Raw genomic sequence first — 13952 nt, 5'->3', positions numbered from 1 at the left:
CTATAAAGAAGAAGCTATTTTAGTCATTGAGATTTTGAATGCAGTTCAATGAAGCGAAGTGCTTCGTATAACATAATATTCATTCTTTGGCTCCGATGGAGCCTTGGTCTGATAGATGGATTTCGAGGAGGCATTTCGGCTGACAACCCCTTTGGGGTTCATGAATACAGAAATGTTATAAGAAATTGGGGCAAAGGATATAAAAACAACTCAAAGGAGTAATGTACATGGCGAAGACCTCTTTGGAAATGGTGGAAGAATTCAAAACCTTTATTGATTTTGTACAAGAGTTAAAGACTATAGATGAGGAACATTGGAACAGTCCCATTTCAGAAGGGAAATGGTCATTGAAAGATGTTGTAAGTCATATCATGCTTTGGGACAAATATTTTTATGAGGAAGGCATAGAGAAGATTAAGCTTGGTCAATCCGTGACTGTAAGGCATTTGAACTTTGATGAATTCAACGCTAATGCAAGGGAATATGCAAAGACCCAAACAAGAGATTCTATCATTAACCAATTCATTGAACACAGAAACAAGATCATTGATGATATCACCGGATTACCAGAGGAAGATTATATAAAGGAATATAAAGACGGAGACAGAAAGAAGTTTTCGATTAGGGGATATTTAAGAGGATTTATTCCCCACGATAAACATCATAAAAAACAAATTGAAAAGTACGTAAAGTCAATACAGTAAAGTGTAAGCGAATTCAGGGATGGCCCCAACATCTTATAACACTGTGTTCCAGCTTCGCGTCTGTCGCCGCTCGGTCTGCCTGAAGGATATCAAGGAAGCGGATTCAGGCAGACACATCAATTCCCCTAAGATAAGAGCTATCTATGGGGAATTGATGTCAGGAACACAACAACGTTAACTGAAATCTCCGGAAAGAGTATTTTAAGATCGATAAGTACAATTTAAGTTTCAGTAAGTCAAATAGGAAAGAAATATAAAAGCATTACTTAAATTATCTTAGTTTGTTTAGATTTTGCGATGTCTAGATCCGAATTGAATGCATAGGGTTACCTAGAAAGTACGTGCGTTTAATAAGAGATGATATTGTGAAATGTCCTTGGTCGAAAGTGAATGACCAGGGGCATTTTTTATTTATAGGCTCTGTTATCCTTGATTGTTGATTTGCTACTAAAAGAAAAAACCGCCACATTAGACGGTTTATTCTGAACTTGTTTCCCGTTAGCGTATTGCAAATCAATGGCAGTGAAACGCAGTTTAGTGCTTCAAACCTTCCTACTGGTTTGTGATGATTGACCTCCTTACTCTTTTTTCTCTATTCTTGTGCCCAGTATAATGAAAGCGGCATAGATTAAGATGGCAATCGAATCGATTAACGTATTCGTAAGTGTCGAAACATCATAAAATGCGGTTACACCGAGAATGACCATCAGACGAATGAGCAGAAGTGACACGATCATCCACGCAGCAAACCGGATCTTAGATTTCTCGCTTTGAAATGACAGGATAATGAATACTATGCCGAAAACCAGATTCTCAGCGGTGATAATGTGCCAGACATACGTAAATGTTATCCGTGTATCCAAGGCTATATCATTCACTAAGAGTGTCGGCAGTACAGCGGATTGCCCGTTCCATGCGTGCGTAACAGCAAAAAGTATTGCAAGAACGCCGGCAATCAAACAATAATAATTCTTAATTTTGATGTCCATCACAATCCTCCTTAGTTATTTCAGGTTCCTTCTTGTGAAGATCCCGGTAAATCTCCCGAACGAATACTGCCAGCCGTTGGTCACTTTCATGATTAAAGTCCCTTAGCGTTTTAACTGCTACGTCGAGCAACTGACTGACCTTTTCAAGATGTGCGATTTTCTTGCGTGTTTCTGCTTTCTTGGCATCAAGGAATTCAGCGACCTCCTGGCAATAAGCAGGATCTACACTCTGCATTCTGTGGAACTGAAACTTCCCCTTGATTTCTTCTAGAGAAAAGTCCGCATACTGCATGATTTGAATATTCATCAAATCAACGATGTCGTCCCTAGAATACCTGCGATAAGAATTGTGTCCCCGAGACGGCGATACGATTCCAATACGGTCATAATACCGCAGCGTATCCTTCGGGATACCAAGTATCCGTGAAACCTCTTTTATAGAATATTGTTTTTCCATACATTCAAAATAACATTGGAGTAGACTCCAATGTCAATCGTTTTTACTATCTTTTTGCACGCGGTATTCATGCAATCCATGCAACTATGCTGCCCGGTACTTCAATAAAAAAATTAACAATACAGTTTAACAAAGTCTATTTAAAAGAAGTAGTGAAATAAGAAAGGGAATGGGATACAATTCGAAATAAAGGTTTGAATAAGGTTTGAATAAGGGCTGAATAATAGCGTATTTTGAAAGCAGCTTAAGATGTCGGAGACATCAGTTAACATAGTATTCACGCGGCGAAGCCTGGCGGCTCCTTGGTTCGCCCGAAGGGATCGGCAGAGTAGTGGAATCAGGCGAACAACCCTGCGAACCTAACCGCAGTCGCGGCCGCCCCAGACGGGGCTTAAGGTTCTCGGGTTCGTGAATACAGGAACGTTATCGGAAATTCTCATAAAATATACTGAATAAAAAAACTGTACAGGAGGTGTAAAGAATGTTCAGCAACATGAGATGATTATAAGAGCAAACGATCAATTTGGATTAATCTTTGAAGTATGTTTAGAGGCAATAGAGTTTTCTTGGACATTTACTAAAAATTATCAGATCAGTGCCTGGATATTTGCTGGTTTTTTATCTCAAACCAATAATTCATTGTATTTAGCGATTTTATCATTAATTAGAAAGCATACTGTTCAAACAAGCTTTAATTTACGTTTATCAATTGAGTCTGCAGTATTGGCGTGTTATGCATTGTATAATCCTAAAATTGATAGTTTTGCTATCAAAAATGATCAAGGTTCAATGGTAGAGAAATCAGGAGTAAAATCAAAAGCAAATAAATGGATTGAAAATAATTATAAAGAAGACATGTCTGATACAATTCATGTGTATAAAAAGCAGATTAATAGTAAATTCGCGCATTCTAGTATCTTAAGTGCATTTGGAAATTTTGAATTGAGTGAAGAACACTATCAAGGAGTTTCTTGAATATTTGATAGAACTGAAGATAGAGATATTCATTTTCAACTACTAAGTTTGGTTAACCTTGTTCTTATACAGGTTGAAATGTTTTATAGAGTAATTAAAGATTATCCCATAGTTGGAATTGTTGATGACTTTACTTTCCGTTATGAAAAGATACATGGTACAGTGACTTTATTAAATGACTTTTATAAATTGATTGCTGAAGAACTTGCTAAAGGGGAAGTAGTTGAAATACCTATCTTACGTACATTGAATGAAGAAGAAACATGAGAACATCCGATAACATAATATTCAAGTAGCGGCTCCGTTGAAGCCTAAGTCTGCTGGAAGAATTTCGAGGAGGAATTTCAGCAGACACATCCGACTAAGTCGGACGTCATGAATACAGGAACGTTATCTGAAACCGATGATATCATTATTAAAACCTATTGGAAGTGGAGACATTGAATTATTCAGACCTGTCAAACTTTAAAGACATATATTTAGACCAGATTTATGAAACAAGAGATAATCATCTTAGATTAGTTCTAAGTAGAAGTAAGTCTAGCGAAGCAGCTGAAACAATTATTATAGGAAGTACGGAAATCAAAGATTCATATTCAATTGACATTGATGAATCATTGCCGTTTATACAATTGGATTTTGAATGGTACATCGGATATTCGGTAAGGAACGAAAGCTATACTGTTTGGGATGATTATGAAGAATTCAAAGGTAAGATATTTAGAATATACAGTAAGTCAAGATATCTTGATTTTATTAAATCAAGTACATTTGCAACTGAAGAATATCCCGGACCATATAAGCATTATGGAATATCTTGTTTGAACCATATCATTGATATTGTTTCAACAACAGAACCAATAATAAAAGAAATCCAAAGAGTTTAAATTTGAATGTATCTCAGGAAGTCATTGGCATCAGATAACATTATATTCACGCTTCGGATCCTGGAGGCTCCTCGGTCCGCCCAATGAGTTTGGCAGGGAAGCCAATTCAGCGGACACATCTGCACCGACTAACCACATCGCGGCCGGCTCCGGGCGGAGCCTTAAGTCGGTGAGACGTCGTGAATACTGGAACGTTAGACGAAATGACCAGAAGGGAGGAAATTCAAACTATGAATATGTTAATTTTATATCTGGGAAATAGTATATTAAATCCGCTGCAGCACTTAGTTTGAAAGAAAAAGGGGCGAAGAAACCTCATGACAAGTAGAATACTCATCATAGATGATGATATGGAATTGTGCTCATTAATAAAAAAATGCGTATCACAAGTAAACATAGAAACCGATATGGCATTTAACGGCCAAACGGGATTACTTCAAATCATGAATGAAAACGACTCGTATTCCCTAATTATTTTAGATGTAATGTTACCTAATATGGACGGCTTTCAAGTATTATCAGAAATAAGAAAATATAGTAATGTGCCCGTACTTATGCTGACGGCTAAAGCAAGTGAGCCGGATAAGGTAACAGGTCTTAGCCTTGGAGCAGATGACTATTTAACAAAACCATTCAGTATCAATGAACTTATTGCTAGAGTGCAATCTTTAATTAGAAGATATACTACTTTTAATTCTGGGGATTCCGTGAGCATGCTTATCTTTAAAGGAATTGTAATTGATAAAGAAATAAGAACTGTTCATGTTGAAGACAAGCTAGTTGATTTAACAGGCAAAGAATTTGATTTATTAGTATTTTTAGCTTCGAATAAAGGTCGTGTATTTACGAAGAAACAAATCTATACACAAGTTTGGAAAGATGATTATTCTTTTGATGACAATAATATTATGTCCTTTATAAGTAAATTGAGAAAAAAAATAGAACCCAATTCAGAACAGCCATTTTATATTTTAACGGTACACGGAGTAGGTTATCGTTTTAATAAGGAGGCTTAATTATGGAATGGATCTATATTCTACTTATGGCTCTAGCTTTTTGTATTATTGTTATCGTTTATTTGGTAACAAAACTGTATAAGGTTTCTGAACAACTTTCAATTATTGAAGATTCTTTAGTCGATATAAAAAAAGGAAATTGGAATCGTCGTATTTTGGTAAATGAAAATGATATCACCAAAACAATTTGTTATTTCATAAATGATATAGCAATGAATAGTCAAACTCAACTCGTACAGTTAAAGCAATCCGAACAGGCTTATAAGCGACTTATGACGAGTTTATCTCATGATGTAAGAACACCCTTAACTTCTTTAGTTGGCTATTTAGAAGCAATTCAAGAGAAGTTTGTTACAGGCAAAGAAAAAGAAGAATATCTTGAAATCGCTTTGAGTAAAGCACATCACTTGAAGGGTTTTGTTGAAGTTTTATTTGATTGGGTTAAACTTGACGCAAAAGAGCAAGTGTTTAAACTCGAAGAACATGATATAAACGAATTTACTCGTGATATATTGATAAATTGGATACCAACCTTTGAGGAAGAGCATTTTCAATACAATATTGATATTTCTGACAAAGAATGCTTCATCCGATTAGATCCAAATGCTTATATAAGAATTATTAATAATTTAATTCAAAATGCTATTGCACATAGTGAGGGAACTAAAATTGATCTAAAAATAAGCGGAAATGAACAAAACATTATCGTTCAGGTTAGTGATAATGGGAAAGGGATATCTACTCATGACCTGCCACATATATTTGATAGACTGTATCAAAGTGATGAATCACGTTCGACTAACGGAAATGGTTTAGGGCTTGCTATTGCTAGAGAACTTGTTTATCTGCATAAAGGAACAATCAATGCTCAAAATTTACTATCTGGTGGTACAACATTTATAGTCAAACTTCCAAGAGCTCTCTAATTTTTGAGGGCTTTTTTGTTAGCAAGAAACAAACAAGATTTCGGCAAGATTTTGGCAAGATATGTTTGATAAAATGTAAATAAAGGAGGTATTCATATGACAAACTATACCATAGAAACTAAACAACTTACTAAAATCTATAAGGATCAGAAAGCTGTAAATAATGTAAATATCCATGTGAAAAAAGGACGTATTTACGGTTTACTCGGTCGTAATGGCGCCGGTAAAACCACAATTATGAAAATGATCTTAGGGTTAACGTCTACCTCTTCCGGTGAGGTAGACGTATTTGGTAAGAACATTAAAGGTAGAGAAAAGCAGGTATATCCCAGAATTGGAGCGATTATTGAAACGCCTGGATTCTATCCAAACTTAACTGGAACAGAAAATTTGAACATTTTTGCAAAACTGCGTGGTACATCTGCTCCTAACGCTGTAAAGAACGCACTGGAAATTGTAGGATTACCGTATAAGGATAAGAAGTTGTTTGGTGAGTATTCTCTCGGTATGAAACAACGTCTGGGTATAGCTAATGCTATTTTGCATGACCCTGAACTATTAATTTTAGATGAACCTACAAACGGCCTGGACCCTATAGGTATAGCAGAAGTCAGGGATTTCATTAAGAATTTAAGCGTTGAACGTGGGAAAACAATTCTTATTTCCAGCCATATTCTTTCGGAAATCTCATTGCTTGCGGATGATATTGGAATTATCGACAATGGTGTTCTGTTAGAAGAAAATAGTATGGAGGAACTTAAACGAAAAAATGGTAAGTACATTCTACTTGAAGTTTCTGATGCTGCTAAAGCTAGCTTGATCTTGGAACGTCAATTCGATTTGAAAAGTTATTCTGTGAAAGACGATCATACCTTGCAAATCTATGATAATTCTCTGGATATGGCATCTGTTAATAAGGCACTAATATTGGGAGATGTGTCGGTTATTAGTTCTCAGCTTTGTAATGACACTTTAGAGGACTATTTTAGGAAAATTACGGGAGGAGATGGCATTGCTTAAACTTATTCAAATAGAATTTCTTAAGTTACGACGCAGAACATTTGTGTGGATTATGATGTTTTCAGCTCTCATCATGCCATTCCTAGCGTACCTATTATTCAAATATGCGTGGGATACAGGTGGTGACCCTGTACAGTTTTATAAATGGTCAGCGTTCGGACTTACACTTTTTATTATCTTACCTGTTGTTTTAGGAATATTAAGCACAATGCTAATGTACAATGAAAATCAATACGATATGCTTAAACAACTTTGGATTGTGCCTGTCAGCAAAATGAGATATTTTTTTAGCAAATTTTTTGTGGTTTTGATTTATTCTGTTTGCTTCATGTTAGTTACAGCTGTAGGTACCGTTATATTTAGCATACTTCTCGGAGATATCGCATTTGATTGGCAAAACGTTTTGTTCTTGATAAGGAAGTGTTTGGAGATTGGTGTTATTACAGCTTTTGCAATGCTGCCGATTTTGGCAATTGCTACAACGCAAAACGGATATATTCTTCCAGTTGCTATAACACTAGTTTATGCTTTTCTTGGTTCTATTATAGTTTCGATAAATATGTATATACATCCGTTATCCAGCATGGCAGTGATCGTTGCTCGAAACGGAGATATTCCAGGACTAAACTATACACAGGTAATTAGCATCCCTATGGCATTTCTTGGCATTTTTATCTGGGGGATTGTATCCGTACTCCTTGCAAACGTTGCATTAGCAAGAAAGTGAGGTGTTAATAATGCGAGCATTACTTTGGGCGGAACATCAAAAGATTCGCCGGTTAAGTTTTGTTTGGATTGCAATTTTTGCGACGGTTATGGTAGCAGTTATTGTTTTTTTATCCGGCTTAACAGACAATGACGGTATTCGAGATATAGATACTACAGGTTGGTATATGGCTGTGGCTCAACCACTGGCAACATTTTTCGTTCTTCCAGCGGTAATTGCTCTTTTAGGTAGTTACATGATCTGCCGTGAAGAACAGGAGCATACAATTGATTCACTTCGACTTATCCCTGTGAATGAAGCAAAGTTGACAATTGCAAAAATGATTATAACCCTCGTATATAGTATCGTTTTTTACTTGTTACTCTTTTTTATAACATTTTTCACTGAAGCAGCTTTACATTTTTCTGATTTATCCTTAGGGTTAGTCATGAATTTTTTGAAAGCTTATTTATTGGATGGTATATGTATATTTCTTGCAATATCACCTATTATTGCTTTGGTGTCATACATGAAAAAAGGATACTGGATCGCGTTAGTTATCACTGAATTTTATTCTTTTATTGGATTATTTGCGAGTACGTCAAATACCCTAAAAGCTTTATATCCTATTACAGCTGTATTTACCATATCTGGCTACTATGAAGCATCGACAATTCAGGTCATGCTTAGTTGCATTAGTTTACTATTTTGCGTAGGACTTGCCGCAGTAACACTTGCAGGCATGAACAAATGCAAATGAAATAGGGCATCTATTTGCCAAACCTCCAAAAAATCCTTTCCGACAATATGAGAAGTGAAGGTTATAAGAATGCTTGTTTAAGAGCTAAAGAACATATTAAAGATAGATTTCTTTAAAGCCCCCTGATCCAATTGGACACTCGAAGCCACCTCAGATACACTAAATGAAATGAGTCTGCAAGATGGATTTCGAAGAGGCATTTATGCAGACAACTCTTTTGGGATTCGTAAATACAGGAACGAGAAGAAGTTCAGTGAGAATTTAATTAAAGAATCATGTACTAAATAAAGTGAAATGATGCCTTATGATTGCAGGATAGATGGTATTCTTTATATTTGGAGTACATGTGAAAGAACAGCCCAGACATTAAACTGTACCTACTTTGTTAGTGAAGTCTAACAAAAGGTCAATTCAGGGGCTGTTTTTTCTCTATTCCTGTCTTCGTTTTGAGGCACGTACTGTACTCAATAAAATTGATATTCCTGACAACATAAAAATCGTTTCGTATCCTGATCTAGAATTTTCAAAAAGCTACCCAACACTCGGACCTTATGGAATTATTTCAACCGATATTAATGGCTTAGCATGTAGCATCGAATTATATCTTAGAATTGATATATTAAAATATGGAAATGAAAACTTAATTCCAGTCCAATGGAAAGGATATAATCAGTTATTAAAAAAATATCAAGGAGAGATCTTGAATAAAGAACAAATACTACAAAGGATATTTCAAATTACTTGATAATTTTGAAAAGGGGAAAGCATTCCGCATGATTGGGGTGGTATAAATACTATCCTTAATATGATTTATAGGGCGTTTGATTGATGATTTTGATTGTAACTCAAAGTTCAATCGTATAACAAACGCATTCACGATTCGGGGCTTACGCCCCTTGGTCGTCCGATGTATAATCATTGAAGAAGCTCAGACGAAACACGAGCCGGCCTAAGATAGGAGCTATCTAAGTCCGGCTCGCGTCATTAATACAGTGAACGTTATACGACAGAATCGAAAATAATAGAAAAAGAGCGTCACATAACACTCTAAATGCTATAGTTTTGCAATTCACTAAAGAGTTGTAGAGCATCTTTGAAACCTTGTATGTAGATACTTCTTTCTAAGATGGATTGAAGAGAAATTTGAGCGTCTTCGTAAAGAAAGACCGTATGTTTAAGTTGATCGGGCAAAGCATCACGAAGTGTTTTAAAGTATTGATCTGTCTCCGCAGAAAGCTGATTGTATTCCGCATGACATCCCATAAGTTCAGTATAGAGTAATTCTAGACGTATTCTTATAAGCGGTTCTGTTAGCGATTCTAATGTATTAACCATATCTATTCCTTCTTTGATTAACTTTATAGAGTCATTATATAACCCTATAAAGTTAATTGCAAGGTGAGTATTTGACTTTATAGAGTTAAAACTTCACTTTTCGTTGATAATTACTAGTGTGGAAGATAAGATAGAGGTATGGAGGGGAAAAGATGAACGTAATCAAGTGTAATATACGAGAACTCATGGCAGAACATCGAATAGATGATATAACCGAATTGATGGTGAGATCAGGTCTAAGTCGTAACTCAATTAACAAGTTATACAGGGAGACGAATATAGAAACAACAAAATTAGAAACACTTTTCAAGTTGTGTGATACGTTTAATTGTAAGTTGTCTGATTTGATCGAATATGTACCAGAAGAAAACAAATAGTGAGATCCGTTTCGAGAAGAGATTCCGTCGTATAACATAATATTCAAGCAGCAGCTCCTTCGGAGCCTTGGTCTGAGAGGTGGATTTCGGAGAGGGATTTCAGCAGACAACCCCTTCGGGGTTCATGAATACAGGAACGTTATGGGAAATACCACTAAAGAAATTTTATAGAAAGGAACGAAATTATATGACAATAATTCAAGAAGCTAGTATACAATCAAAAGTGATTTTTTCAAAAGATAAAAGGCACAGATATTTGCTTGAGAGAGTTTGGAACAGTGAGAAGAAAAAGGCGACTGTGATTATGATTAATCCGAGCTTTGCAGATGAATTGAAAACGGATGTGAGTGTTTGTAAATTGATGAATTTCCTAATAGATAATGATTTTGGAGCACTTAGGATAGTAAACTTATATGCATTTATTTCAACAGACCCTTCTGCTTTATCAAATAATTCAGAGGCCGTAGGTGAGTTAAATGATCAATATATTGAATGTTCTATAGCAGATACTGACTTGATAATTATTGGATGGGGAATTGAAAAGTCAAAATACACCAAAAGAAAAGCATACATAAGAAACCTATTAAAGAAAACTAATGTAGAAATCAAAGGATTCATAGATAATGAAGGGCGTATAGGGAGACATCCAAGTAGGATAAACCAATTTATATTGAGTGATTGTTCCTTGGAGTAAGGTACTTCCCATAACATAATATTCAAGCTACTGCTCCTATGGAGCCTTGGTCTGCTGGGTGATCTCGAGAAGGGGTTTCAGCAAACAACACCTTTGGGGTTCATGAATACAGGAACGTTAGATGAAAGACATGCAATTAAAAAAACAAAAAAACATTCGAATAGAGTTGATTAAAAATGGAACTTAAATCATTTGAGAGAAACGATCTCCTGAGATGTACCAATACTTTCACTAATGTATTTAATCAAGAACCATGGAATGATGAATGGTCTACAGAAACTGCATTTCAATATTTACTTGATTACACCAACTCATCTGGATTTATTGGTATTATCGCTGAAGACAGAGAAGAGATAATTGGTTTTGTTTTTGGTGTCCGGAAGCGTTGGTGGAGTGGAGATGAGTTTTTTATTAATGAAATGTGTGTAAGTGTAGAGAAACAAAAAACAGGAGTAGGATCAAAGCTTATGAAATTCTTAGAGAAAAAACTTGAATTTGATGGGATTGAGAACATAACTTTATTAACCGATAGAGGTATTCCTGCAGAGATATTTTATAAGAAGAATGGATTTACTGAAGTAGACAGAGTAATGTTTTTAAATAAGAACATAACATGAGTTTTATTTTGAATGTGAATTCAAGAGGGCATTGCCCATCGTCTAACATAACATTTCTGCATCGTCGCGTTCGCTCCTCGGTCGCCAAGAGGGGATTCTGAGAAGTGATTCAGACGACACATCCAACTGGCTAAGTCTGGAGACCCAGTGCAATACGTACCTTAAGCCACTTGAACGTCAGAAATGCGCAAACGTTATAAGAAATCCCCACAAGAATAAAAAGGAGTGAATCATAATGACTTCAGTTCATGACAATGAAGTGATTTCTTATGAAGTCAATCTGAAGAATAAACACATCGTTATTAATACAGAGAATAGAGAAAAAACAGTGAATATAAAGTTCTTCAATGTAATGGCGCATCTATTTGAAGATCATTTATATGGAAGTATCCTATTAGATATTGAAAATTATGAAATTGATGAATTTATAAAGGGAAGTAAAGATTTATTTGAAAGACATAAACCGTATTGTTGGCCAGTGAATTATGAAAGCATAGATGAACTAAAAGAATTACTAATTAAAGAGCAATATAAATGCTATATAATTTCTTCTTCTTATGGATTTAATGGATGGGTACTAGCTAAAGAAATGAGTATAACTAAGGCATAAAGATTTAAAAAGTTGACCTTAGAAGATGGGGACATCTTATAACAAAGTATTCAAGCTTCGGGCTATCGCCTCTTGGTTGTCAGATGTATAATCATGGAAGAAGCGCAGACAACAAACGACCCAGCCTAGATAAGAGCTATCTAAGGCTGGGTCGTTTCGTGAACACCAAAACGTTAGATGAAATTACGAAGATAATTGTGGAGGTATAACATGAAGCAGAATCTTTATGACAACCCAGAGTTCTTTAAGATGTATAAGAAATTAAGAGAAACGAGAATCACATACAATGACTTTATTGAACAACCTGCAATAAGAAAATTATTACCAGTCCTTAAGGATTTACAAGTACTAGATTTGGGATGCGGCTTTGGTGAACAGGCAAATTATATTATCGATAACGGAGCAACTCATGTTACAGGTGTAGATATTTCAGAGAAGATGTTAGATATGGCAAGAAAACGATCTAAAATTCATTATCTCCATAGTTCCATGGAAGAAATTGATTTCAATAATAATGAATTTGATTTGGTAGTCAGTTCATTAGCCTTTCATTATATTGAAGATTATAATTTATTAATTAGTAGGATTGCAAAATGGATTAAACCAAATGGCTACTTGGTGTTTTCTACAGAGCATCCTATTGTATTGTCAAATAAGAGTAAAGAAGGATGGATTAAAGATTCCGATAACAATATACTTCATTGGCCTATTGATAATTATGGAGAAGAAGGACTCAGAACAGAGTTTTGGGGAATCGATGGAGTAATAAAATACCACAGAAAACTCTCAACTTTACTTAATGTATTGATACAAAATGGGCTAGTTGTTCAAGAAATTGTTGAACCTGAATCAATTCCAGAGGGTCTTGAGAAGATGCCCAAATTAATATATGAAAGAAAGAGACCATCTTTTATATTAATTAAGGCAAAAAGAATTGTGTAGGTAAATCAATGTAACATCATCTAACAAAATTTTCACGCTGCGGGCTAAAGCCCTTGGTCCGACCGAAGTTTTAAGGAGTGGATTCGTTAGAAGTATTTCAGTTGCATGGAAGATAATCAGTCGGACACATCCCTTACCCTAAGATAAGAGCTATCTAAGGGTAAGGGACGTCGTGAACACGGGAACGTTAGATGAAATTACCAGAGCAAAGTGATGTGAACCCATGAAAAGGATTCAAATACACAAATGGATAATTGAATATGATTTTAATAAAACCAAAGAATTCTATAAATCTTATCATTTAATTACTGAGGGTTGCGAATGTTTAAACTGTAAGAACTTTGTTGAGGCAACTCCATTCCTACCGAAGGATGTTGTAACCTTTTTTGATAGTTTAGGAATAGATCCAAGAAAAGAAGGAGAAGTATCCGAATACTGTGAGAATGAAGATGGAACCCATTTATATGGCGGGTTCTTTCATATAGTTGGTAGATTGATTAGTGGACCTGATGTATGGAACAAAAATGATGAATCAGGAACAGTGAATTCATTAGACAAAGATTTATATAAAATCGATAACTTCAGATTTGGATTTACGAATGAGAAAAATTTAGTGCGTGATGGATTTCCAGAGCCAATATTACAAATTGAATTTGAAGGGATCGTTCCGTGGGTAATTTCGGAGTAGTCTGGTAACTTCATCTAACATGATATCCACGCATCGGAACCTAGGGGCTCCTCGGTCCGCCCGAAGGATATAAGCAGAGGAGCTGAATCAGGCGGGCATATCCGCACCGACTAACCGCATCGCGGCCGCTCGCGTTGGTCACTAAGTCGGTGGGACGTCGTGAATACAGTGAACGTTATCGGAAATCAGCGCAAAGAATTAAATGGCTTTAAGAACTATGTTTCTCTAAGCCATAACGGCACAAAGTAG

18 protein-coding genes are annotated in these 13952 nt (G+C 35.7%); 15 read left to right on the top strand and 3 right to left on the bottom strand.

Annotated features, from left to right (window positions below; all coding sequences use genetic code 11):
* Positions 1 to 227 precede the first annotated feature (227 nt).
* Positions 228 to 704, top strand: coding sequence for a DinB family protein (locus Q0V21_RS28975; RefSeq protein WP_301881821.1), 477 nt, complete (start codon positions 228 to 230; stop codon positions 702 to 704).
* Positions 705 to 1282: 578 nt separating this feature from the next.
* On the opposite strand, the gene Q0V21_RS28970 is transcribed toward Q0V21_RS28975, so the two are convergent.
* Together Q0V21_RS28970 and Q0V21_RS28965 are read right to left on the bottom strand one after the other, a co-directional pair.
* Positions 1283 to 1693 (bottom strand): hypothetical protein, encoded by a 411-nt coding sequence (locus tag Q0V21_RS28970; RefSeq protein ID WP_301881820.1) that lies wholly within the window; start codon positions 1691 to 1693, stop codon positions 1283 to 1285.
* On the bottom strand, positions 1677 to 2150 hold the full coding sequence (locus Q0V21_RS28965) for a MerR family transcriptional regulator (protein WP_301881819.1): 474 nt from the start codon (positions 2148 to 2150) through the stop codon (positions 1677 to 1679). Before Q0V21_RS28965 ends, Q0V21_RS28970 begins: the two co-directional genes overlap by 17 nt.
* Positions 2151 to 2648: 498 nt before the next feature.
* On the opposite strand from Q0V21_RS28965, the gene Q0V21_RS28960 reads away from it, so the two are divergent.
* The 8 genes from Q0V21_RS28960 to Q0V21_RS28925 all read left to right on the top strand — a co-directional run bounded on the left by Q0V21_RS28960 (position 2649) and on the right by Q0V21_RS28925 (position 8440).
* A complete protein-coding gene (locus tag Q0V21_RS28960; RefSeq protein ID WP_301881818.1) occupies positions 2649 to 3125 on the top strand; it encodes a hypothetical protein in 477 nt (158 codons plus the stop codon).
* Positions 3126 to 3203: 78 nt separating this feature from the next.
* On the top strand, positions 3204 to 3392 hold the full coding sequence (locus tag Q0V21_RS28955; RefSeq protein ID WP_301881817.1) for a hypothetical protein: 189 nt from the start codon (positions 3204 to 3206) through the stop codon (positions 3390 to 3392).
* A gap of 173 nt (positions 3393 to 3565) precedes the next feature.
* A complete protein-coding gene (locus Q0V21_RS28950; RefSeq protein WP_301881816.1) occupies positions 3566 to 4012 on the top strand; it encodes a hypothetical protein in 447 nt (148 codons plus the stop codon).
* 317 nt (positions 4013 to 4329) lie between these two features.
* Entirely contained in the window at positions 4330 to 5028 is a 699-nt protein-coding gene (locus Q0V21_RS28945; protein ID WP_079346661.1) for a response regulator transcription factor, read from the top strand.
* Between the two features lie 2 nt (positions 5029 to 5030).
* Entirely contained in the window at positions 5031 to 5954 is a 924-nt protein-coding gene (locus tag Q0V21_RS28940; protein WP_079346659.1) for a sensor histidine kinase, read from the top strand.
* Positions 5955 to 6050: 96 nt separating this feature from the next.
* Positions 6051 to 6974, top strand: a complete 924-nt coding sequence (locus Q0V21_RS28935; protein WP_079346657.1) for an ABC transporter ATP-binding protein — start codon at positions 6051 to 6053, stop codon at positions 6972 to 6974.
* Entirely contained in the window at positions 6961 to 7701 is a 741-nt protein-coding gene (locus Q0V21_RS28930; protein WP_301881815.1) for an ABC transporter permease, read from the top strand. Before Q0V21_RS28935 ends, Q0V21_RS28930 begins: the two co-directional genes overlap by 14 nt.
* Positions 7702 to 7711: 10 nt before the next feature.
* The gene (locus Q0V21_RS28925; RefSeq protein ID WP_301881800.1) at positions 7712 to 8440 is read left to right on the top strand and encodes an ABC transporter permease; all 729 of its coding nucleotides are present in this window, start codon (positions 7712 to 7714) and stop codon (positions 8438 to 8440) included.
* 1047 nt (positions 8441 to 9487) lie between these two features.
* Here Q0V21_RS28925 and Q0V21_RS28920 read toward each other — a convergent pair.
* Entirely contained in the window at positions 9488 to 9775 is a 288-nt protein-coding gene (locus Q0V21_RS28920; RefSeq protein WP_301881814.1) for a DUF6809 family protein, read from the bottom strand.
* Between the two features lie 152 nt (positions 9776 to 9927).
* On the opposite strand from Q0V21_RS28920, the gene Q0V21_RS28915 reads away from it, so the two are divergent.
* The 6 genes from Q0V21_RS28915 to Q0V21_RS28890 all read left to right on the top strand — a co-directional run bounded on the left by Q0V21_RS28915 (position 9928) and on the right by Q0V21_RS28890 (position 13703).
* Positions 9928 to 10152, top strand: a complete 225-nt coding sequence (locus Q0V21_RS28915) for a helix-turn-helix domain-containing protein (protein ID WP_018883096.1) — start codon at positions 9928 to 9930, stop codon at positions 10150 to 10152.
* A 187-nt stretch (positions 10153 to 10339) separates the two neighbouring features.
* Positions 10340 to 10846 (top strand): DUF1643 domain-containing protein, encoded by a 507-nt coding sequence (locus Q0V21_RS28910; RefSeq protein WP_301881807.1) that lies wholly within the window; start codon positions 10340 to 10342, stop codon positions 10844 to 10846.
* Positions 10847 to 11022: 176 nt separating this feature from the next.
* Positions 11023 to 11463, top strand: coding sequence for a GNAT family N-acetyltransferase (locus tag Q0V21_RS28905; RefSeq protein WP_024634491.1), 441 nt, complete (start codon positions 11023 to 11025; stop codon positions 11461 to 11463).
* Positions 11464 to 11698: 235 nt separating this feature from the next.
* Entirely contained in the window at positions 11699 to 12073 is a 375-nt protein-coding gene (locus tag Q0V21_RS28900) for a hypothetical protein (RefSeq protein WP_079346667.1), read from the top strand.
* Positions 12074 to 12283: 210 nt separating this feature from the next.
* Positions 12284 to 13015 carry a class I SAM-dependent methyltransferase gene (locus Q0V21_RS28895; protein WP_301881806.1) on the top strand — a complete coding sequence of 244 codons (732 nt, stop codon included), beginning with the start codon at positions 12284 to 12286 and terminating at the stop codon, positions 13013 to 13015.
* Between the two features lie 223 nt (positions 13016 to 13238).
* Complete coding sequence (locus Q0V21_RS28890; protein WP_079346665.1) at positions 13239 to 13703, top strand: hypothetical protein; 465 nt, start codon at positions 13239 to 13241, stop codon at positions 13701 to 13703.
* Positions 13704 to 13952 lie beyond the last annotated feature (249 nt).

This window comes from Paenibacillus sp. 11B, from assembly GCF_030487755.1.
In the GTDB taxonomy this organism is placed as follows: domain Bacteria; phylum Bacillota; class Bacilli; order Paenibacillales; family Paenibacillaceae; genus Paenibacillus; species Paenibacillus vandeheii.
This window is presented reverse-complemented; position numbering and strand designations above follow the sequence as displayed.